Consider the following 19,675-nt stretch of genomic DNA (forward strand, 5'->3'; position numbering starts at 1 on the left):
CCGCATTACGGCACGAGATAGCGCTCAACCTGCAGCGACAGCACGTGACAGGCATTGAACAGGCCTTCGATCACCGCCGCCGACGGACAGTGGTCCGGGTCCTCGCTCTCCCGCGCCACGTGGGCCGCGTGCAGCACAGCGGTCAACGCAGTAACACCCGCGGCACCACGGGTCGCCAGGGCCATATCGAAGGCACGCCCTGGGCTGAGGCGGACTTCACTCCAGCGCTCGCCATCGGCACGCAGATTTTTGCCATAGCCTTTCAGATGGGCCAGGAAAGCAGAAGGCACAGTGTCCTCGGGCGATTCGCGGAGCGCATCTTCCAGCTTTTCTGCGAGGGCGAGGGGAAGATCCTTCAGCGCGGAACCAAGCAGCGCGTGCAGGCGTGGATAGTCGGGACGACGGTCAGACATGGCGGCAACCTCACGGTGTGGCCACCTGCAGATGCAAGGTGGCGGACGGTGCGGGTTGGCGTGCCGGATACATGATGCAAGAAGCCGGCGGATCGAATGATCCCCACGCACCGTCCGCCATGAACCGGCGGGCAGTGCATTGTCGCGGCTGCAACTCAGGCTGCAACCGCGACACCGCGCATCATGTAAGTTCGGGACGCCAATCCCGGCCAAGGCGGGTGCCTTGGCGTGGCGATGATTGGCGCACTCGTTCGTGGATGAAAAGTAGGGAAATGCCGCGTCCGGATGCGGTCGCGGCACTTGCGTCATGTGATGACGAGCTACGCATTAAATGCCCTGTATGGCTGGGAACGCTTGCCTCTGGCAGACCATTGACCACGCATGCTGCCAAGCCAAACGCGACACCTGACGCCACGCCACGCTGATCTTCTGCAGGCTCCCGCGCCTCAGCGCACTACCTGGTGAACCGCCCGCGCCGCCATTGACCGACCCGGTGACGCCAATGACGCGGATCGCTCAGGTTGCCAGGCCACAACTGCCACGCACGGGACCAAGCCCCCTTATCATGGGCTTGTAAAGGCGCTTTACGCCCAGTGACGTACGCAAGGCAGTATCTGGATGTCTATGGAATGGCGCCCCTCGGCCTGGGGCATGCGTGTGACCCGCTCGCCGGACTGGCGGCTGCGGTTGGATGGCGAGTATGTCGAGCTTCTGCTTGAAGGCAGACACTACCGCCAGCATCTGGATGACGACCGGCGCCTGCAGATCATTCCGGGCGTGTTCTGGGCCACGGTCGCGCTGCTTACCGACGACGGTGACCCGCTGTCCGTGGATGGCCTGCCCAATCGCGAGGCGTCCCGCCTGTCAGCCGCCGTGCAGCACGCGCTCTTCGTGCGCACCACGCGGGGGCGCAAGGCGCTCTTTGAGGATGTCCTGCAGCAGATCCAGTCATGGCTGGCTGACGCCGACGCTCTCACCGACCGGGGCAGCGCGGGACGTCGCTGGATTACCCACGAGCAGCAACAGGCGTTGCTGGCCGAGCGCCCCACCCTGCCCCTCTCACCGGCCGAGCTGGAACGCCTTTTCCTGGATAAGGACGTCCACGACGATCTGCATTCCCAGAGCCATCGCGCGGCACTGGAAGCCCTGCAGGACTGGAAGCTGGATTGGCCTGCATTCTGGGCGGATGCCAACGCCACCATGGCAACACGCGAGCTGGTTCTCGCCAAGGACTTCCTCGACCGGGTGGAAAGCAAGCCACTGACGGAGGAGCAGGCCCGCGCGGTCATCTGCTTTGACAATCGCGTACAGGTCGTCGCCTCGGCCGGCTCCGGCAAGACCTCCACGATGGTCGCCAAGGCGGCGTATGCCATCGATCGTGGCTTCGTTGAGCCTGAGCGTATTGTCATGCTCGCTTTCAACAAGGATGCCGCCAGGGAACTGGAAGAGCGAGCACAGCGATCCTTCGAGCGGCTTGGCATGGGCGACACCGTGGTCGAAGCGCGCACCTTCCACGCGTTGGGCCTGGCCATCATCGGCAAGGCCACCGGCCGCAAGCCCGACATTCCCGAATGGGCCATCGACGCCACGCAGGGCTTCAACAAGCTGGCCGAACTGGTGGACGATCTGAAGGATCGCTCGATCCACTTCCGTACCCAGTGGGACATGTTCCGGCTGGTGTTCGGGCGCGATCTCCCGCCATTCGGCGCCGAGATGATGGCCGATGGCTACGACCGCGACGGCACCCCGTACATCCGCACACTGCAGGGCGAGCGGGTAAAGAGCCTGGAAGAGTGCGTCATTGCCGATTGGCTGTTCTACAACGGCGTGGCGTACGACTACGAACGTCGTTACGAATTTGATACTGCCACCGACACCCATCGCCAGTATCGGCCGGACTTCTATTACCCGGACGCCGGGCTGTATCACGAGCACTTTGCGCTGGATGCCGATGGCCAGCCGCCGAAGCACTTTGCCAACTACGCCGAAGGCATGCAGTGGAAGCGCCAGCAACATCTGGCGCGAGGCACCACGCTGGTCGAGACCACCTCGTTCGGCCTGCGTAGCGGCCACGCCCTGGAACACCTTGCCGGGAAACTTGGCGATTCCGATGTCCAGCTCGACCCCAACCCCGACCGCGAGCTGCCCACCGAGGGCGCCAAGCCGATGCCGGATGCGGATCTGATCGGCCTGATGCGGACCTTCATCGCCCACGCCAAGAGCAACTGCCTGACGCTGGACGATCTGGCCGCACGCCTGAGGCAGATGCCGGAAGACCAGTTCAAGGAACGCCATCGGCGATTCCTGGAAATCGCTGCGCCGGTTTTCCAGGCGTGGGACAACGCACTGGCGGACGAGCGCGACATCGACTTCGAGGACATGCTCAACATGGCCGCCGGAATCCTGGAACAGGGGCATTACGAATCGCCCTACGACCTGGTGATGGCTGATGAATTCCAGGACGCCTCGCGCGCCCGCGCCCGTCTCTGCCGTGCACTGGTCAGCCAACCGGGCCGCCACCTGTTTGCGGTGGGCGATGACTGGCAGTCCATCAATCGCTTTGCCGGTGCGGATGTTTCGGTGATGACCGGTTTCCGCGAGTGGATGGGCCATGCGCAGGTACTGAAGCTGGAGCAGACCTTCCGCTGCCCGCAGGAACTGTGCGATATCTCAAGTCGCTTCATCAGCCGCAATCCCTCGCAGGTTGCCAAGGCGGTGCGCTCTGTCACGCCGGCAATCGGCCCGATGCTGCAGGCCTTCCAGATGACGCGGCGTGAGGAGGTGCAGGATGGGGTTCGCCAGTACCTGGCCAAGCTGCATCAGCAGCTCTTGTCCGGGGCGTTGCCGCAAGGGCGCAACGGGCGCGTGACCGTCTTCATTCTGGGACGCTATCGCGCGGATCGCAGTGCCATGCCCGTGGATTGGAAGACGTCCTTTGGCAGCACCATGGAGGTCGAGTTCCTCACTGCGCATCGCTCCAAGGGGCGCGAGGCGGACTACGTGATCCTGCCGGGCATGGTGAATCGTGTATTCCCCAGCCTGCGCGCGGATGACCCGGTGCTGTCGCTGGCGATGCCGGATGGGGATACCTATCCGCTGAGCGAAGAGCGGCGACTGTTCTATGTGGCGCTGACGCGTGCGCGGCGGTCGGTGGCAATGTTCACCCTGCAGGGCAAGCACTCGCCTTTCCTGGATGAGCTGGTGGAAGACGGGGTTGTGGAGGTGACGAGCCTGTCTGGTGTGGCGATCAATGAAGAGCGATGCCCGGTGTGCAAGGTGGGCGTGTTCGTCGAGCGCAATGGACCGCATGGGGCGTTCCGGTCGTGTTCCAGTTACCCGTTGTGCCACAACAAACCAAAGGGTGGGCGTCGCGGGTGAAACGTGGAAAGGGCGAACACAGTTCGATGCAGATTCCCAGTCGCTGAACCACGGCTTTCGGTAGCCACCGCCGCGCCATGGTGCGGCCGCAAGCGCCTCAATCGCCGCCCCTGCGGCTCACCGCCTTCGATTCGGCCATTGCCACCACTGCTTCAGCGCCAAAAACAATTGAATGCATAGAAAGATCAGCGCGAAATAGCCCCAGATGCGCAGTCCTACGGACAAGGCATCCGGGTGGCTTCGATAGCTGAGAACTGCAAAGTATGAAAGGCCAAACAGAGCGGCGAGAAACTGGGTGCCCAAGAGAGTTTTCACCATGGAACTCATTTCTTCTTCTCCAGATCTTTCTGCACGATGGTTGCGCCCGCTCCCGCTAGATTCTGTCCGGCCTGAGACGCAGCGCCTTGAAGCGCCGATTGCCTCGGGACAGCCACTCCGGTGGATGCCGTGGTGCTGGCGATGCTTGGCGCGCCTGGAGCGGAAGACTGGCTCAGCTTTTGCAGGGTGCCACGTGCAGCGGGGCCTGCGAAATCGCCCATGGCAGCGCCAACCCCGGAAGCGGCCAAACCAGCGGCAGCGCTCCCCAGCGCATTTGAAGCGACTCCCTCTGCAGTGATGGGCTGGCCCTTGATTGCACTCTCTGCGGCAGAACCGGCTCCGCCAGCCACTGCATTGACTGCGGTCTGTATGGCAACTGCACGGCCAACGGAGAGTGACCCGGAACTGACCGCACCAACCGCTAGTCCACCAGCGCCTCCGGAAACAGAGCCAACGGCGGCAGCGACAAGAACCTCTACTTTATCGATAGGCTTTCCCGGATTCAGGGCCTTCTGCACGGCAATATCTGCAAGGCCACCTACAACCGCTCCGTAGATGAAGGGCATTACCGGGATTCTTCCGTCTGGGTCAGTGAAAGAATAAGGATTTCCGTACGCGTAACTGTACCGATTGAAGTGTTTCGGGTTTGAGTGCGTAGAAACTGGATCTACTGAAAGGAACAGTCCAAGCTGAGGATCGTAGTAGCGCTGCTGCATGTAGCTCAGTCCGGTAGCAGCGTCGCTTACATGACCCGTGTACCCAGGCCCGTCCGCAACGGGGCCGCCAACAATGCCTCCATAGGGTTCGTAGTCATAGCGTTTGACCACACTGCCAGTGGCGTCGGTCTCGGCAACCACTGAACCAAGTGCATCCGTATGAATGTAGGTGACGGTCTCGGCACTTGCTTCTGGGACCTGCGCCAAACTGATAATCGGCGCGCAACAAAGCAGCAGCCTCATGAAACCCGGCTCAAGAACGCGCGTTGCACGCTTGGTGCGGCGGAGAGACACGTAGTGTTCGGCAAGCTTTTCCATCGTCTCAGTCCCCTTGAGTGAGCTTCACAGCAAGAGCCGTCTTCGTACCACAGTGCTTGATGTGGTTTGATCACCAGAGCGAGGCAGCTATCAGGGGCAACCTCTACCGATGCGCAACCACAGTCTGGTCCTAGCGCTATCGATATGGATCGTCCATTAAGAAAAGGCTTGATGGGACCGATGCAACCGATTGATTCCACGGCACAAACGACGCCAAGGATCGCCGGTTCTGGACTATGTTCTGTGCTGCATCAGCTTCTCAGGCTATGGTTGAGAAGAGGCGGTAACACCCGCGGCAGATTTGATTCTGCTCGCCTGCGCATCTCCAGAGCCTGTCCAAATGCGACAGTTGGCCACGCGCGCCAGCCGGGGGTCGGGCAGGCCATCGGTCACCAATGGATTCTGTAATCCGGGGCGGAATCGTGTTCACGGCCCGCGGCGTGGCGGAGAGAGTGGGATTCGAACCCACGGAAGGTTTAACCCTTCGCCGGTTTTCAAGACCGGTGCCTTAAACCGCTCGGCCATCTCTCCGTATCGGCCCAGCCTGCTGGCCGGGCACGCATTCTCGCACGGCTGGGCGATTTGCCCAAGACCGGCGTAACGCCGGGTGCACCCGGGCGCTACCCGCAGGCCTCAGCCCGCGTCCACCGCCAGCGCACCCAGCGCACTGGCCTTGATCTTCTCCTTGGCCTTCTCGCACGCGCCACCGCAGTCCAGGCGCGAGGCCTCAAGCTGCGGCGGCAGGTGTTCGGCCAGGAAATCGATGAACACGCGCACGGCCGGCAGCAGGCCGCGGCGCGAGGCGAACACGGCGTGGCACACGCCCTGCGGCAGCGACCAGTCCGGCAGCACCACTTCCAGTTCGCCATTGCGCACGGCTTCGGCGCAGACGGTTTCCGGCAGCATGGTGATGCCGAAACCGTCCTTCACCATGCTCTGCAGCAGGGGGAAGTCGAAACCGGCCACGCGCGGCTGCAGGTCCACCCGGCGCACTTCGCCTTCCGGGCCATGCAGTTCCCAGCGCTGGCGCGCTTCGTCTTCGCTGATGCTGAGAGTGACGTGCTGGGTCAGCTCTTCCGGGTCCTTGGGGCGGCCGGCGCGGTCCAGATACTTCGGGCTGGCCACCAGCAGTTCCTGCACCTGGCCGAAGCTGCGCATCACCAGGCTGCCGTCGTCATCCAGCCGCGAGCGCACGCGCAGGGCGACGTCGTAGCCTTCGTTGATGATGTCCACGCGGCGGTTGCTGATGTTCAGCTGCAAACGCACTTTCGGATACTGCTCGAGGAACTTGGGCAGCAGCTTGGGCAACTGCATCTGCGCCAGCGAAACGGGCACGCTGGCACGCACGACGCCGCGCGGCTCAGCGCTGAGGCGGTCGACCACCTCGCGCGCGGCCTGGGCCTCGGCCAGCATGGTCTGCGCATGGCGGTGCACGCTGGTGCCGACGTCGGTGACGGCGAAACGGCGCGTGGAGCGCTGCAGCAGGCGAACGCCGAGATCGGTCTCAAGCTGGCTGATACGGCGGCTCAGGCGTGACTTGGGGATGCCCAGGGCACGTTCGGCGGCAGCGAAACCGCCGTGGTCCACGACCATGGCGAAGTAGTACAGGTCATTCAGGTCATGCATACCCGAGTTCCATATCTAGAACAATTCGTGGCATTGAATCACCTTTATCCCGCCCATGCAACAACCTATCGTTCTCTCCGTCGGCGGCGAACCCGCCCCTCCTTCCAGACCATAGGTGACTGCCATGAAGCTTCTGCATCTCGACGCCAGCGTGCTTGGCGACAACTCCGTCTCCCGCCAGCTGACCGCCGCGGTGGTCGCCCAGTTCAAGGACCAGATTGACGGCCTGCAGGTCGATTATCGCGATCTTGACGCCAATCCGGTACCTCATCTGCGCAGCAGCTCGCTGGCCGGCCTGGACGCCGCCGAGGCGACCGATGCTGAACAGGTGATGCAGCAGTTCCTGGCCGCTGACATCCTGGTGATCGGCGCGCCGATGTACAACTTCAGCATTCCGTCCACGCTGAAGGCCTGGATCGACCGCGTTGCCGTGGCCGGCCGCACCTTCAAGTACACCGAGAACGGCCCGGTGGGCCTGGCCGGTGGCAAGCGCGTGATCGTGGTGAGCGCCCGCGGCGGCATCTACACCGATTCGCCGGCTGACTTCCAGGAGCCCTTCCTGCGCCAGGTGTTCGCGTTCCTGGGTATCGACAACGTGGAATTCGTGCGTGCCGAGGGCATTGCCTACTCGCCGAAGCACCGCGAAGACGCCATTGCCGGCGCGCTGTCGGCGCTGCCGTCGCACGCTGCTGAAGAAGTGGCTGCGTAAGTACTGCGTTCCAGCGATCGGCGCCCTCCCCCTCCTCGTCGGGGGCGCTGATTGCGGGCCGGGAGCCCCTCCCCCATCCTGGCCCACCCCTGACGGCCCCGCACTGCGGGGCCGTTTTTTGTTGCGGCGTGCCGGTAGGCTGGGGGCATGGACTACATCGTGACGGCTGCCCACCGCAGCGAATTCCCGCACCCGATCACCCTGCGCCGTGGACAGGCGCTGGTGGTGGGCGAGCGTTATGAGGGCCCGGAGGGCTGGGAGGACTGGTTTCTGTGCCAGGCCGAGGGGCAGGAACCGGGATTTGTGCCCGCGCCGGTGATCGGCCGCGATGCGCAGGGTGTCGCGTTTGCGACGGAGAATTACTGCGCGCGGGAGCTGGATGTGGACGCGGGGCAGCGGCTGCGCGGGGTGCGCACCTTCAATGGATGGGCGTGGTGCGCGCCGGAGACGGGCGAGCCCGGCTGGGTGCCGTTGGAGAAGGTGCGGGTTGCGGGGTGATCAATGGATGGGGTCAGAGCCCTTTCCTGCGGAAAGGGATCCGACCCCACACCCACGACGCATCAGCCGATGATTTCGACGCCGCCCATGTACGGGCGCAGCACGTCCGGCACGGTGATGGTGCCGTCGGCGTTCTGGTAGTTCTCCATCACGGCGATCATGGCGCGGCCCACCGCCACGCCCGAACCGTTCAGGGTGTGCACCAGTTCCGGCTTGCCGGTGGCCGGGTTGCGCCAGCGGGCCTGCATGCGGCGGGCCTGGAAATCGCCCGTGTTGGAGCACGAGCTGATCTCGCGGTAGGTGTTCTGCGAAGGCAGCCAGACTTCCAGGTCGTAGGTCTTGATGGCCGAGAAGCCCATGTCGCCCGTGCACAGCAGCACCTTACGGTACGGCAGGCCCAGCTTTTCCAGCACGACTTCGGCGCAGCGGGTCATGCGGGTGTGCTCGGCGTCGCTGTCTTCCGGGCGGCAGATCGACACCAGTTCGACCTTCTCGAACTGGTGCTGGCGGATCATGCCGCGCACGTCACGGCCACCGCTGCCGGCTTCGGCGCGGAAGCACATCGAATGGGAGGTCACGCGCAGCGGCAGGCGCTCGGCGTCGACGATCTCATCACGCACCAGGTTGGTCAGCGGCACTTCCGAGGTCGGGATGAGGTAGCGCGTGGAATCGCCCACGGCGGTCTTGAACAGGTCGTCCTCGAACTTCGGCAGCTGGCCGGTGCCGCGCAGCGAATCGGCGTTGACCAGCAGCGGCACGTTGGTTTCTTCGTAACCGTGTTCGCCGGCGTGCAGGTCCAGCATGAACTGGGCCAGCGCGCGGTGCAGGCGGGCCACCTGGCCGCGCAGCACGGTGAAGCGCGAGCCGGACAGCTTGGCGGCGGTTTCGGCGTCCAGGCCGGCGTTGCGGGCGCCCAGCTCGACGTGATCGAGCACTGGGAAATCGAAGGTGCGCGGGGTGCCCCAGCGCCCCTGCTCGACGTTGTCGTTCTCGTCGGCGCCGGCCGGCACGTCATCGGCCGGCAGGTTCGGGATGCCGGCGGCGATGGTGTCGATCTTCTCGCGCAGTTCGTCCAGTGCCACTTCCGATGCCTTCAGCTCGTCGGCGAACGCGGCGACTTCGGCCATGATGGCCGAGACGTCCTCGCCCTTGGCCTTGGCCTGGCCGATGGCCTTGGAACGGCTGTTGCGCAGGCTCTGCAGCTCCTGGGTCCGCACCTGGATGCGCTTGCGATCAGCCTCCAGGGACTCCAGGGCAGACACGTCGAGCTCGAAGCCGCGGCTGGTGCGCAGGCGTTCGGCGAGGTCGGCGGGCTGGTGGCGGAGCAGGGCTGGATCAAGCATGGCAGGTGTCGTGGTGGGTATCAGGAACGGGATTATCGCCTGTTATACGGATTTCTGCCGCCCGGTTCATTCCCGCCGTGGCAGAATCGGGGCATTCCCTGCTGGTCCGGTCCATGTCTGCACCCCGCTCATCGCCTGCCAAGTCGTTCACCGTGCATATCCCGCGCAACGCCCTGAAGATCGCCGGCATCGCCTTCGGCGTGGGCGTGCTGCTGTTCGTGGTGGTCTGGTTGACCGGCCGCGACAAGGAATTCTTCCGCGCCGATGATCCGGCCACGCAGACCCCGCAGGAAACCGCGCAGGTCGAGCCGCTGCCCGAGCCCCTGCCTGCGGCGGCGGGTTCCAGCGACATGCCCGATGCCAAGCCGGCGCCGGTGCAGGAAGAGGCGCCGAAGCTGGTGGAAACCGCCCCGCCGCCGCCGGCCACCACCGAACCGGCCCCGGCCGCACCGGGCAGCGCCACCCCGGCGACCGGCAACAGCCAGCCGATGCCCGTGGCCGGCCAGTCGCCGCCGCCGGCCTACCCCGCTGCCGCCCTGCGCCGTGGCGAATCGGGCAGCGTGGTGGTGCGGGTGGACGTGGATGCCACCGGCTATGCCAACAACATCACGGTGATCCAGCGCAGCGGCTCGCGCGAGCTCGACCGTGCGGCCACCGACGCGGTGCGCCGCTGGCGCTTCACCCCTGCACTGAGCAACGGCCAGCCGGTTCCGGGCTCCATTGAAGTGCCGTTTGACTTCAAGCCGCAGTAACTGAACGCATCCCGGCAGGCAACCTGAACCCTGCCGGTTGCGTTGACGCAACGCTGACACATCGCTACCCCGGCTCGGGCAAGACTCTGGGCGTCGTTACTGACGCGAGGAGTCTGCAATGAGTGCTACTACCCACGAACACCTTCATTCCCCGCACCTGCAGCAGGATGTGAGTGAGCGCCCGCAGCGCACCTCCCCCTGGCTGTGGCTGGCGTTGATTGTGGCGATGTTTGCTGCCGCACTGATGTGGCTGCGGTTCTCGAACCAGGAAGATGTGGCGCCGGCCCCGGTGGGTGAGCGCATGCTGCCCGCCAGCGAGACTCCGGTGGCGGCGGCCCCTGCGGCACGTAATGCGGCGCCGGCCAACAGCCAGCGCAAGGCGGCCCCGGCCGTACGCAACCGCGAGGCGAGCCCGCTGGCCAGCAATGAAAAGCCGACGTACCCGGCCACTGCGCTGCGTAATGGTGTGCAGGGCAGCGTGATTGCCAGCCTCAATGTGGATACGCGCGGTAACGTGACCGATGCGAGCATTGTGTCGCGCAGTGGTGAGCGCAGCCGTGATCTGGACCGTTCGGTGCTGCGCACTGTGCAGAGCTGGAAGTTCCAGCCGGCCATGCAGGACGGCCGTGCGGTAGCCAGTGTGGTGCGCGTGCCGGTGGATTTCCGTACCGAGCAGCGTTGATCGCGAGCGAGGGGTTCGTGATCGATCGGGAGACGGAGGCTTCGGCCTCCGTCTTTTTTTGCGCGATACGACCCGGTAGTGCCGGCCGCCGGCCGGCAAGCCTGTGAGGGCCGGTCAGCGGCCGGCGCTACCGTGATGAAGGCCTGTATGCCGGCCAGCGGCCGGCACTACCCGTGATGGAGGTCTGATGCCGGCCAGCGGCCGGCGCTACCGTCGGGTCAGGCGAGGTTGAAACCGGCGCTGCGGGCCAGGCCGTCGAAATCCGGGAAGGACGTGGCGACGTTGGCGATGTCGTTGATGCGCACTTCGCCGCCGCTGATCTGGCCGGCGATGGCAAAGGCCATGGCAATGCGGTGGTCACCGTGGCTTTCAATGGTGCCGCTGCCCAGGGTGATGCCACCGTGCAGCGTGGCGCCGTCCTCGGTTTCATCCACCTGCATGCCCAGCGTGCGCAGGCCGGTGGCCATGGCGGCCAAACGGTCCGATTCCTTCACCCGCAGTTCGGCGGCGCCGGTCACCACGGTCTGGCCTTCCGCCGCGGCAGCCGCCACGAACAGCGCCGGGAATTCGTCGATCATGTCCGGCACCAGTGCCTCCGGAATGCGCGCGCCCTTCAGCGGGGCGTAGCGCACCACCAGGTCGGCCACCGGTTCGCCACCCTGCTCTGCCGGGTTTTCTTCGGTGATGTCCGCACCCATCAGGCGCAGTGCGTGCAGCAGGCCGGTGCGGCGCGGGTTCAGGCCCACCTGCTTCAACCGCAGTTCGGAACCGGGGATGATGCTGGCGGCCACCAGGAAGAACGCGGCCGAGGAGAAGTCGGCCGGAACGACAATGTCGGTGGCGCGCAGGCGCTGGCCGCCACGCAGGCGGGCCTTGCCGGGCGAGAACGCGATATCCACGCCGAAGGCCGACAGCATGCGCTCGGTGTAATCGCGGGTCGGGTGCGGTTCGACCACGCTGGTTTCGCCCTGTGCGTACAGACCGGCCAGCAGCACGGCCGACTTCACCTGTGCGCTGGCGACCGGCGAAGCGAACGCGATACCGTGCAGCGACTGGCCGCCGTACACGTGCAGCGGCGGCGTGCCATCGCTTTCGGTGTCGATCTTCGCGCCCATCTGCGCCAGCGGGCCGGTGACGCGGCGCATCGGCCGGCCGGACAGCGATTCATCGCCCACCAGGGTGCAGTCGAACGTCTGGCCAGCCAGCAGGCCGGCCAGCAGGCGCATGCCGGTGCCGGCGTTGCCGCAGTCCAGCGGCGCGCTGGGCGCCTGCAGGCCGTCGATGCCGACGCCGTGGACGACGCGCAGCGACGCACTGGGGGTTTCGATGCGCACGCCGAGCTGGCTGAAGATGCGCGCCGTGGCGCGGGTGTCTTCGCCTTCCAGGAAGCCTTCGATATGCGAGGTGCCATCGGCCAGCGCGGCGAACATCACCGACCGGTGCGAGACCGACTTGTCGCCGGGAATGGTCAGGCTGCCCTGCAGCGGCTGGCCCTTGCGGGCAATCCAGTGGTGCGTGTTGCTCATCGTTCGATCATTCCATGGGCGCCGGCGGACCGGCGGTGCATCAAAGGGCGCGGCACGCGGCCGCAACGGCAATCAGGGCACGGCCACCGGGTAGGAACCCAGCACCTTGATCTGCGCCGAATGGGCTTCCAGCTCGGCCAGCGCGGCCTGCATCGGCGCATCGTCGATGTGGCCGGCCAGATCGATGAAGAAGCCGTATTCCCACTTGCCGTGGTGCGACGGGCGCGACTCGATGCGGTTCATGCTGATGCCGTGGCGGGCGAACGGGCTGAGCACATCGAACAGCGCGCCGGGCTTGTCATGGATGAACACCAGCACCGACGTGCGGTCGTGGCCGGAGGTCGGGAAGATGTTGCGGCCCACCACCAGGAAACGGGTGGTGTTGTCGGCATCGTTCTGGATGGGCTTGGTCACCACCTTCTTCAGGCCGTACACGTGGCCGGCACTCTCGCCACCGATGGCCGCGGCGTCATCGGCATTGCGCGCACGGCGCGCGCCTTCGGCGTTGCTGGCCACGGGAATCTTCTCGGCCTTCGGCAGGTTGGCGCGCATCCACGCCGAGGTCTGCATGAAGGACTGCGGATGGCCGTAGACGCGCTCGATATCTTCCAGGCGGCCACTGCGCGACATCAGGTACTGCTGCACGCGCAGTTCCACTTCGCCGCAGATCTTCAGGTTGGAGGTGAGGAACATGTCCAGGGTGATCTGGATGGTGCCCTGCCCCGAATTTTCCACCGGCACCACGCCGAAATCGGCGTTGCCCGCTTCCACTTCCTGGAACACTTCTTCGATGCTGGCCATCGGCAGGCCCATCGCCGAGCGGCCGAAATGCTTGAGCACGGCCTGCTGGCTGAAGGTGCCTTCCGGGCCGAGGTAGCCGATCTTCAGCGGTTCCTGCTGGGCCAGGCAGGCCGACATGATTTCGCGGAACACATGCACCAGCAGCTCATCGCTGAGCGGGCCTTCGTTGCGGTCCACCACCATGCGCAGCACCTGCGCTTCGCGCTCGGGGCGGTAGTAATCGACGGCGGCGGCGAGCTTGCCCTTGGCCTTGCCGACCTGGTGGGCGAACTGCGCGCGCTCGGCGATGAGCCCCTGGATGTCGCGGTCGATCTGGTCGATCTTGGAGCGCACATCGGCCAGTGCCAGCGGCGCCTGGGTCGGCACCGGGGTGGCCTTGGACGAGGCCTTGGCCTTGGGCGCGGCAGCGGTCTTGGCCGGTTCGGCCTTCTTCGCGGCCTTCTTGCTGGGTTTGCTTGCCATGGGAATTCCTTGTTGCGGGGCACGCACCCGACGGTGCGCGCCGTTCATTGCTCAGCCGTTGCGCTGCTGGAAATCGGCCATGAAGGCGACCAGCGCCTCGGCCCCGGCCAGCGGCATGGCGTTGTACAGCGAGGCACGGATGCCACCGACCACCTTGTGGCCCTTCAGCGCCAGCAGGCCGGCGGCCTTGGCTTCGGCCACGAAACGGGCATCGAGATCGGCGTTGGGCAGGAAGAACGGGATGTTCATCCGCGAGCGCGCCGAATGCGCGACTTCGTTGCGGTAGAAGCCGCCGGACGCATCGATGGCGCCGTACACCAGCGCGGCCTTGGCGGCATTGCGCTTGGCGAACTCCACCACGCCGCCTTCGGCCAGCATCCACTTGAACACCAGGCCGGCCAGATACCAGTTCCAGGTGGGCGGGGTGTTTAGCATCGAATCGCGGGCGACGTGCGAGCGGTAATCGAAGATGTCCGCGCGGGCCTGGCCGCTGCGCTCGAGCAGGTCGCGGCGGATGATCATCACCGCGATGCCGACCGGGCCCAGGTTCTTCTGCGCGCCGGCATAGATGACGCCATAACGGCGCACATCCAGCGGTTCGCTGGCGATGGACGAACTGAAATCGGCCACCAGCGGGACATCGCCGGTATCGGGCACATCACGGAATTCAACGCCGTGGATGGTCTCGTTGGCGGTGATGTGCACGTACGCAGCATCGGCCGAGAGCTGCCAGCCGGCGCGCGCGGGCAGTTCGCGATAGCCATTGGCTTCGCTGCTGGCGGTGATGTTGACGTCCACATAGGGTCCGGCCTGCTTGACGGCCGTTTTGCCCCAGTGGCCACTGACCACGTAATCGGCACGCTGGCCGGCCTGGGCGAAGTTGAGCGGGATGAGCGCCTGCTGGGTGGTGGCGCCGCCGGGCAGGAACAGCACGGCGTAGTCATCGGGGATATCAAGCAGGCGGCGCAGGTCGGCCTCGGCCTCGGCCGCCACGGACATGAATTCCGGGCCGCGATGGCTCATTTCCACGATCGAGGCGCCGGCACCGTGCCAGTCCAGCATTTCCGCCTGCGCCTGGCGCAGGACCGATTCCGGCAAGGTTGCAGGGCCGGCACTGAAGTTGAACGCGCGCGTCATGTCACACCTGTGGGGCAAGACGCCTAGTATGCCGCAGTGCACCAGCCTTGCGGCCTAGTGCGGCAAGGGAAATTTGGTTTCATCGGAATCCATTTGCGCCCCGCCGGGTAGTGCCGCCCGCTGGCCGGCAATACTGCGCATGGCAACCAAGGTTGGCATCTACCAGAGCAACAGTCTGCCGGCCAGCGGCCGGCACTACCGTGATTGCGCGATCGTCAGCGGGCGCCGAACCAGAGCAGCAGGCTGATCACGCCAGCCAGCAGCAGCGCACTGGCCAGCAGCCAGGGCCAACGCCGGACCCGGCGCGGCGCCACGGGGGCATGCGCGACCTGTTCGGCGTCCTGGCCTGCGTCGTCTTCGGCCGGCAAGGGGCGCCGACGTGGATCATGCGGCACTTCCAGCACGAACCGGTGCTGGCCATCAAACACCACCTGGTCGCCCGGCTGCAGCCAGCAGTGGCGCACCGCCACACCGTTGACCCGGGTGCCGTCGGCACTGCCCAGGTCGCGCAGCAGCACGCGGTCGCCATGCACTTCCACGCGCGCGTGCTGTTCGGCAAATGCGGGATCGTCGATCTCGATATCGACATCGCCGCCACGGCCGATCAGGCGCGGGCGCGAGAGGGTGTAACTGCGGCCATGATGCAGGCCGCCCACGCCACGCAGCAGGCGCTGCTCATCGGCATTGCCCTCGCTGCCCGGCAGCGGCGACGGTGCCTGCAGCAGGCTTTCCACTTCACCCTGCAGGACCATTTCCACGCCATCCACGTACACCGCATCGCCTGCGCGCAGCAGGGCCATGCGCCGCACCGGGCGGCCGTTCACGTGGATGCTGCGGATGCCGTTGCCCACCTGCAGCCAGAGACCGCGGTCGTCCATGCAGAACTGCGCCAGCAGCAGCGCGCCATGGCCGGGGTCGCCCAGCCGCACACTGCCGTTTGCCTGGCGCACGATGCGCTGCACCCCGGGCCGCAGGGGCTGGTCGGGCTGTTGTTGCTGACTGAAGTGAACAAGCAGGTTCTGCACGCGGCGCAGACTAGCAGGTTGCTCGCCAACGCAGAAGAACCGCCGATGAGCGCTTGGCGTGGCGCCCGCCGATGCGCACAATGGCCGCCCTCTCTGCCATCCCCGCGCACCGCCAGGAGCCCGCATGTCCACCATTGATGTCCGCCACGCCCACGCCCTGCCTGATGCACAGGCCCGCGAAGCCATCGAACAGGTTGCTGCCAAGCTGGGGGAACGCTTCGGCCTGAAATCCGCCTGGAGCGCCGACGTGCTGAACTTCAGCGGCAGCGGCGTGGATGGCGCCATCGAACTGCAGCCGGGCGCGGTGCGCGTGACCGCCAAGCTGGGTTTCCTGCTGTCGGCCATGAAGGGCATGGTGGAAAGCGAGATCCAGCGTGTGCTGAAGGAAAAGCTGGGCTGAACCCGGGCGGCGGCCATCACGGCCCTGCAACGTCCGTGCGCGCTACCCTCGGGACAGGCCCAACTCCCCCGGGGAAGCGCAATGAACCACTACGAGAATGACGACCGCCGCGACGACGACGCTTCGTTCGGCGAACAGGCCGAGCGCTTTTCGCGCAGGTTCAGTGATTCGGCACAGCAGGTCTGGCTGGCCGGCCTGGGTGCCCTGGGCCGCGCGCAGGCCGAAGGCGGCCGCTTCTTCGATGGCCTGGTGAAGGAAGGCGAAGCCTGGGAAGCACGCCGCCGCGAGCGCAGCGGTGAGCAGGGGCCGGGCTGGCGCGACAACGTGGAAACCTCGCTGGACGAGGCCCGCGAAAAGGCCTCCGGCACCTGGAACAAGGTGGAAAAGGCCTTCGATGACCAGGTGCAGGGCGTACTCAAGCGCCTGCACGTGCCCACCGCCGATGAACTGGCCGCGCTCGAAGCGCGCCTTGACGCCCTGCATGCGCGGCTGGCCAAGCTGGAAAACCGGGACGCCTCGGGCAGCGATGCGCCGGCGCCGGGCAGCCATCAATCGCCCGGTGGCGTGCCCTGACTGCCGATTGTTGCAATGCAATAAAATTTCGCTGACAATCGCGAAGAACCCGCCAATCGCTTTGCCTGCCGTTTGTTCCCTCCCCTCACGGCTCCAGGATTGGCGGGTTTTTTCGTGCCTGCGCCCTACAGAAATGCGCACTGCATCACGATCCGTGTGGGGAACGTCCTGACCCAACAGGACAGCGCGACCTTTACACTGTCGGTCTCCGTTTTCGCCCCTTCCGCTCCCTTCCTGCATGCTCCCTTGGATTCTGGCCCTGCTGTCGGCCCTGCTTACCTGCACCCTGGCAATCGTCTATCTGTGGTGGATCAAGCGGCGGCGAACGGAAATGCAACTGGGGCTGCAGGCCCTGGCGGGCATGCATTGGCGCGAGTTCTCGACGCTGATCAAGCGCATGCTGCGCGAGCAGCGCGGCCTGCGCGAAGTGGCCGACCCGACCGAGGAAGCCCGCGAGCCGAGCAGTGATTTCCTGCTCAGCGATGGGCCCCATACCTGGCTGGTCTCCTGCAAGCACGGGCTGGCGTACCGCATTGGTACGGCCGCGGTGAATGAGCTGGGCGCCGTTGCACGCCTGGGCGGCGCCAAGGGTGGCCTGCTGATCACCGAGGGTCGCGTCGAGCGCGACGGCCTGGCCGCAGCGGACAAGCAAGCGGTGGAGGTGCTGGACGGTCCGCGCCTGTGGCCGCTGCTGCAGCCGTACCTGCCGGTTGAAATTGAAACGCGCGTGCGCGCGACGGCCCGCCACGAGGCACTGCGCCGCATTGCCATTGCCGCCTTGGGCGCGGTGACCCTGGGCCTGCTGGTCGGGCTGGGCCTGCAGGGCCTGCATGTGGAGCCCAGCGCATTTGCGGCCACCAGCACCCCGCCACCGGCACCTGCGGTGGCCGCCGCCCCGCCCGCTGCTGCGGCGGTGTCGAGCGCCGAGGAAGTCCCCGCACCGGCCGAACCTGCGCCCGCGGTGCCGGCAACGGCCGCGCCCGCTGCAGCCGCCGCCGACGACGACCGCAACGATCCCAATCCCGATACGGCCACGCTGGACCGTTACCAGGCGGACCTGGCACGCGCGCTGTCGCGCCAGCCCGGCATCGCCAGCGGCGTCTGGCTGACCCGGCAGACCCTGGCCATCAACCGCACGGGCGAACTTGAAGCCGTGTGGCCGCGGGTCTGCCAGGAAGTGCTGCGCTACCCGGCCCTGCGCAACGTGCGCGTGCAGCTCAATGCACGCCCCGGCGTGGACGAGCCGGTGCGCTGGCGGCAGTGCGCTACGTATTGATGGGAAAACATCCGCGCATGGCGTGGATCTACCCGGGTTCCTCGCCACGTGTGGATACGCGCAACCCGGCATCAACGCAACGCAGGTAGATCCACGTCATGCGTGGATACGCGAGTCCAAGGCATCAACCCCGCACCGGTAGATCCACGCCATGCGTGGATGGGCGAGTCCGAGGCATCAACCCCGCACCGGTAGATCCACGTCATGCGTGGATACGCGAGCCCGAGGCAACAACCCGCACCGGTAGATCCACGCCATGCGTGGATGGGCGAGCCCGAGGCATCAACCCCGCACCGGTAGATCCACGCCATGCGTGGATGGGCGATCGCCCTCGGCGTCAGCGCAACGCAGCCAGATGAGCGATGTAGCTCGAACGCGATTCACCGGCCGCCTTGGCCTGCGCATCCAGCCTCGCCAGGATCCGCCGTGGCAGGCTGATGTTGACCCGCTCAACGGTGTCATCCAGCAGGGCCGGGTCAACGTGGATGTAAGCAAGAATCCACCGCGTTTCAGTATCCGCTTCGCAGACGAGCTCCTGCGGCGCGGACGGCGTCGGGATGGGGCGACCCGCATCCAGCGCGGCGTCAATCCACCCAAGCGCGGCCTCCTCGGCAGAACTGAGCGCATCATCGAGGGTATCGGCGGCCGAGAAGCATCCCGGCAGATCGGGCACCACCACACCCCAGGCTGTGCGTTCGTCACCGGCTTCGATCAAGACTGGATATCGCATGGGACCCTCTACGTCAGCCCAGCAAGCTTCCGGATTGCCCGGACCAGGCCAATTCCCGGATCTTTCCTGGGATGCGGCACGGTAATGATGTGCGGGCTACGCGGATGTGTGAACACATGGTGGGAGCCACCAATACGGCTGCACGTCCAGCCCGCCGCGCGTAGTTCCCGGATGAGGTCCCCGCTTTTCATGCGAGAACCATACACATCGTACACACGCGCCGACAGAGTTCAAGGCGACAGTCGAGCGTCCGGTCGTCCCGCTACCGCGCCCCGGGCGCGAACCGCGCCACCAGATCCCAGGCATCGCCGAGGAACATCTGCCGTACGCGGGTGATGGGCTGATCGCCGCGCCAGGTCAGGCGCTCGATGACCAGGCAGGCCGTGCCCGGTTTCACGTCCAGCAGCTTGGCCGTGGCCGCATCCGCACCCCAGGCACTGATGCGGTGCTGGGCGCGGGTCCAGGACACGTTCTGCAGCAGCCAGCTGCCCGGCGCGGTGGTGCTGAAATCGATCTCCAGCACTTCCGGCACGCCCACCGGGCTGATCAGGCGATGTTCCAGCGCCAGGGGCCGTCCATCGGCCAGGTGCAGGCAACGCATCGCCAGCAGCGGCTCGCTGCCAGCCAGTTCGACTTCACCGGCATTGCCGGGCTCGGCCAGGCGCAGTTCGCGCTGCAGCAGCCGGTAGGCGTACTGATGGCCGCGCGAGCCGACTTCCATGGCGATATCGGGAATTTCCAGCGCCACCTGTTCCAGGTGCGGGGGCTGCCGGGCCACGAAGGAACCGGCACGGCGCCGCCGCTCGATCATGCCGCTCTCTGCCAGGGCGGTCAGCACCTTGTTCACCGTCATCCGCGAGCAGCCGTACTGCTCCATCAGTTCGTGCTCGTAGGGAATGCGGAAACCCGGCGCCCATTCTCCGCTGAGGATGCGGCTTTCCAGATCGCTGCGGATGCGCTGGTTGAGCGTGGCGGACTTGCTGGCCTTCACG

Annotated in this window: 20 protein-coding genes and 1 tRNA gene; 8 read left to right on the top strand and 13 right to left on the bottom strand. The window is 66.0% G+C overall.

What is annotated here, in order from left to right; all coding sequences use genetic code 11:
• Positions 1 to 5: 5 nt before the first annotated feature.
• Positions 6 to 413: a hypothetical protein gene (locus tag C1924_RS11965; RefSeq protein ID WP_108765498.1), complete on the bottom strand. Its 408-nt coding sequence runs from the start codon at positions 411 to 413 to the stop codon at positions 6 to 8.
• A gap of 624 nt (positions 414 to 1,037) precedes the next feature.
• On the opposite strand from C1924_RS11965, the gene C1924_RS11970 reads away from it, so the two are divergent.
• The gene (locus C1924_RS11970) at positions 1,038 to 3,791 is read left to right on the top strand and encodes a UvrD-helicase domain-containing protein (protein ID WP_108765499.1); all 2,754 of its coding nucleotides are present in this window, start codon (positions 1,038 to 1,040) and stop codon (positions 3,789 to 3,791) included.
• A 117-nt stretch (positions 3,792 to 3,908) separates the two neighbouring features.
• On the opposite strand, the gene C1924_RS11975 is transcribed toward C1924_RS11970, so the two are convergent.
• The 4 genes from C1924_RS11975 to C1924_RS11990 form a co-directional block, all read right to left on the bottom strand.
• Positions 3,909 to 4,118 (bottom strand): hypothetical protein, encoded by a 210-nt coding sequence (locus C1924_RS11975; RefSeq protein WP_108765500.1) that lies wholly within the window; start codon positions 4,116 to 4,118, stop codon positions 3,909 to 3,911.
• A complete protein-coding gene (locus C1924_RS11980) occupies positions 4,115 to 5,143 on the bottom strand; it encodes an RHS repeat-associated core domain-containing protein (RefSeq protein ID WP_108765501.1) in 1,029 nt (342 codons plus the stop codon). The genes C1924_RS11975 and C1924_RS11980 overlap by 4 nt, the downstream gene beginning before the upstream one ends.
• Positions 5,144 to 5,584: 441 nt before the next feature.
• Positions 5,585 to 5,674: transfer RNA gene (locus C1924_RS11985), tRNA-Ser, on the bottom strand.
• Positions 5,675 to 5,776: 102 nt separating this feature from the next.
• Positions 5,777 to 6,769, bottom strand: a complete 993-nt coding sequence (locus C1924_RS11990) for a LysR family transcriptional regulator (RefSeq protein WP_079222336.1) — start codon at positions 6,767 to 6,769, stop codon at positions 5,777 to 5,779.
• 124 nt (positions 6,770 to 6,893) lie between these two features.
• Here C1924_RS11990 and C1924_RS11995 point away from each other — a divergent pair, with 124 nt between their 5' ends.
• Both C1924_RS11995 and C1924_RS12000 read left to right on the top strand, forming a co-directional pair.
• Positions 6,894 to 7,478 (top strand): NAD(P)H-dependent oxidoreductase, encoded by a 585-nt coding sequence (locus tag C1924_RS11995; protein ID WP_108765502.1) that lies wholly within the window; start codon positions 6,894 to 6,896, stop codon positions 7,476 to 7,478.
• Between the two features lie 147 nt (positions 7,479 to 7,625).
• Positions 7,626 to 7,976, top strand: a complete 351-nt coding sequence (locus tag C1924_RS12000; RefSeq protein WP_108765503.1) for a ligand-binding protein SH3 — start codon at positions 7,626 to 7,628, stop codon at positions 7,974 to 7,976.
• 62 nt (positions 7,977 to 8,038) lie between these two features.
• Here C1924_RS12000 and serS read toward each other — a convergent pair whose 3' ends face one another.
• Positions 8,039 to 9,319, bottom strand: coding sequence for a serine--tRNA ligase (serS, locus tag C1924_RS12005; RefSeq protein ID WP_108765504.1), 1,281 nt, complete (start codon positions 9,317 to 9,319; stop codon positions 8,039 to 8,041).
• A gap of 113 nt (positions 9,320 to 9,432) precedes the next feature.
• On the opposite strand from serS, the gene C1924_RS12010 reads away from it, so the two are divergent.
• The gene (locus C1924_RS12010; protein ID WP_108765505.1) at positions 9,433 to 10,071 is read left to right on the top strand and encodes an energy transducer TonB; all 639 of its coding nucleotides are present in this window, start codon (positions 9,433 to 9,435) and stop codon (positions 10,069 to 10,071) included.
• A gap of 118 nt (positions 10,072 to 10,189) precedes the next feature.
• A complete protein-coding gene (locus C1924_RS12015; RefSeq protein ID WP_108765506.1) occupies positions 10,190 to 10,753 on the top strand; it encodes an energy transducer TonB in 564 nt (187 codons plus the stop codon).
• 218 nt (positions 10,754 to 10,971) lie between these two features.
• Here C1924_RS12015 and aroA read toward each other — a convergent pair whose 3' ends face one another.
• The 4 genes from aroA to C1924_RS12035 all read right to left on the bottom strand — a co-directional run bounded on the left by aroA (position 10,972) and on the right by C1924_RS12035 (position 15,704).
• Entirely contained in the window at positions 10,972 to 12,279 is a 1,308-nt protein-coding gene (gene aroA / locus C1924_RS12020; protein WP_108765507.1) for a 3-phosphoshikimate 1-carboxyvinyltransferase, read from the bottom strand.
• Between the two features lie 72 nt (positions 12,280 to 12,351).
• Positions 12,352 to 13,542 (bottom strand): prephenate dehydratase, encoded by a 1,191-nt coding sequence (gene pheA, locus C1924_RS12025; RefSeq protein ID WP_108765508.1) that lies wholly within the window; start codon positions 13,540 to 13,542, stop codon positions 12,352 to 12,354.
• Between the two features lie 51 nt (positions 13,543 to 13,593).
• Positions 13,594 to 14,679 (bottom strand): 3-phosphoserine/phosphohydroxythreonine transaminase, encoded by a 1,086-nt coding sequence (serC, locus tag C1924_RS12030; protein WP_108765509.1) that lies wholly within the window; start codon positions 14,677 to 14,679, stop codon positions 13,594 to 13,596.
• A gap of 215 nt (positions 14,680 to 14,894) precedes the next feature.
• Positions 14,895 to 15,704 carry an FHA domain-containing protein gene (locus tag C1924_RS12035; protein WP_108765510.1) on the bottom strand — a complete coding sequence of 270 codons (810 nt, stop codon included), beginning with the start codon at positions 15,702 to 15,704 and terminating at the stop codon, positions 14,895 to 14,897.
• A 124-nt stretch (positions 15,705 to 15,828) separates the two neighbouring features.
• Between C1924_RS12035 and C1924_RS12040 the strand changes: the two genes are divergently transcribed.
• From C1924_RS12040 to C1924_RS12050, 3 genes are all read left to right on the top strand, one after another.
• Positions 15,829 to 16,104, top strand: a complete 276-nt coding sequence (locus C1924_RS12040) for a polyhydroxyalkanoic acid system family protein (RefSeq protein WP_108765511.1) — start codon at positions 15,829 to 15,831, stop codon at positions 16,102 to 16,104.
• A gap of 81 nt (positions 16,105 to 16,185) precedes the next feature.
• On the top strand, positions 16,186 to 16,677 hold the full coding sequence (locus C1924_RS12045) for a phasin family protein (protein WP_108765512.1): 492 nt from the start codon (positions 16,186 to 16,188) through the stop codon (positions 16,675 to 16,677).
• A 238-nt stretch (positions 16,678 to 16,915) separates the two neighbouring features.
• Positions 16,916 to 17,953 (top strand): restriction endonuclease, encoded by a 1,038-nt coding sequence (locus C1924_RS12050; RefSeq protein WP_108765513.1) that lies wholly within the window; start codon positions 16,916 to 16,918, stop codon positions 17,951 to 17,953.
• Positions 17,954 to 18,290: 337 nt separating this feature from the next.
• Here C1924_RS12050 and C1924_RS12055 read toward each other — a convergent pair whose 3' ends face one another.
• From C1924_RS12055 to hutC, 3 genes are all read right to left on the bottom strand, one after another.
• A complete protein-coding gene (locus tag C1924_RS12055) occupies positions 18,291 to 18,668 on the bottom strand; it encodes a type II toxin-antitoxin system HicB family antitoxin (protein WP_254051134.1) in 378 nt (125 codons plus the stop codon).
• A gap of 23 nt (positions 18,669 to 18,691) precedes the next feature.
• On the bottom strand, positions 18,692 to 18,874 hold the full coding sequence (locus tag C1924_RS12060) for a type II toxin-antitoxin system HicA family toxin (RefSeq protein ID WP_108765515.1): 183 nt from the start codon (positions 18,872 to 18,874) through the stop codon (positions 18,692 to 18,694).
• A 71-nt stretch (positions 18,875 to 18,945) separates the two neighbouring features.
• On the bottom strand, positions 18,946 to 19,674 hold the full coding sequence (gene hutC / locus C1924_RS12065; RefSeq protein ID WP_108765516.1) for a histidine utilization repressor: 729 nt from the start codon (positions 19,672 to 19,674) through the stop codon (positions 18,946 to 18,948).
• Position 19,675 lies beyond the last annotated feature (1 nt).

This window comes from Stenotrophomonas sp. ESTM1D_MKCIP4_1, from assembly GCF_003086895.1.
Classification (GTDB): domain Bacteria; phylum Pseudomonadota; class Gammaproteobacteria; order Xanthomonadales; family Xanthomonadaceae; genus Stenotrophomonas.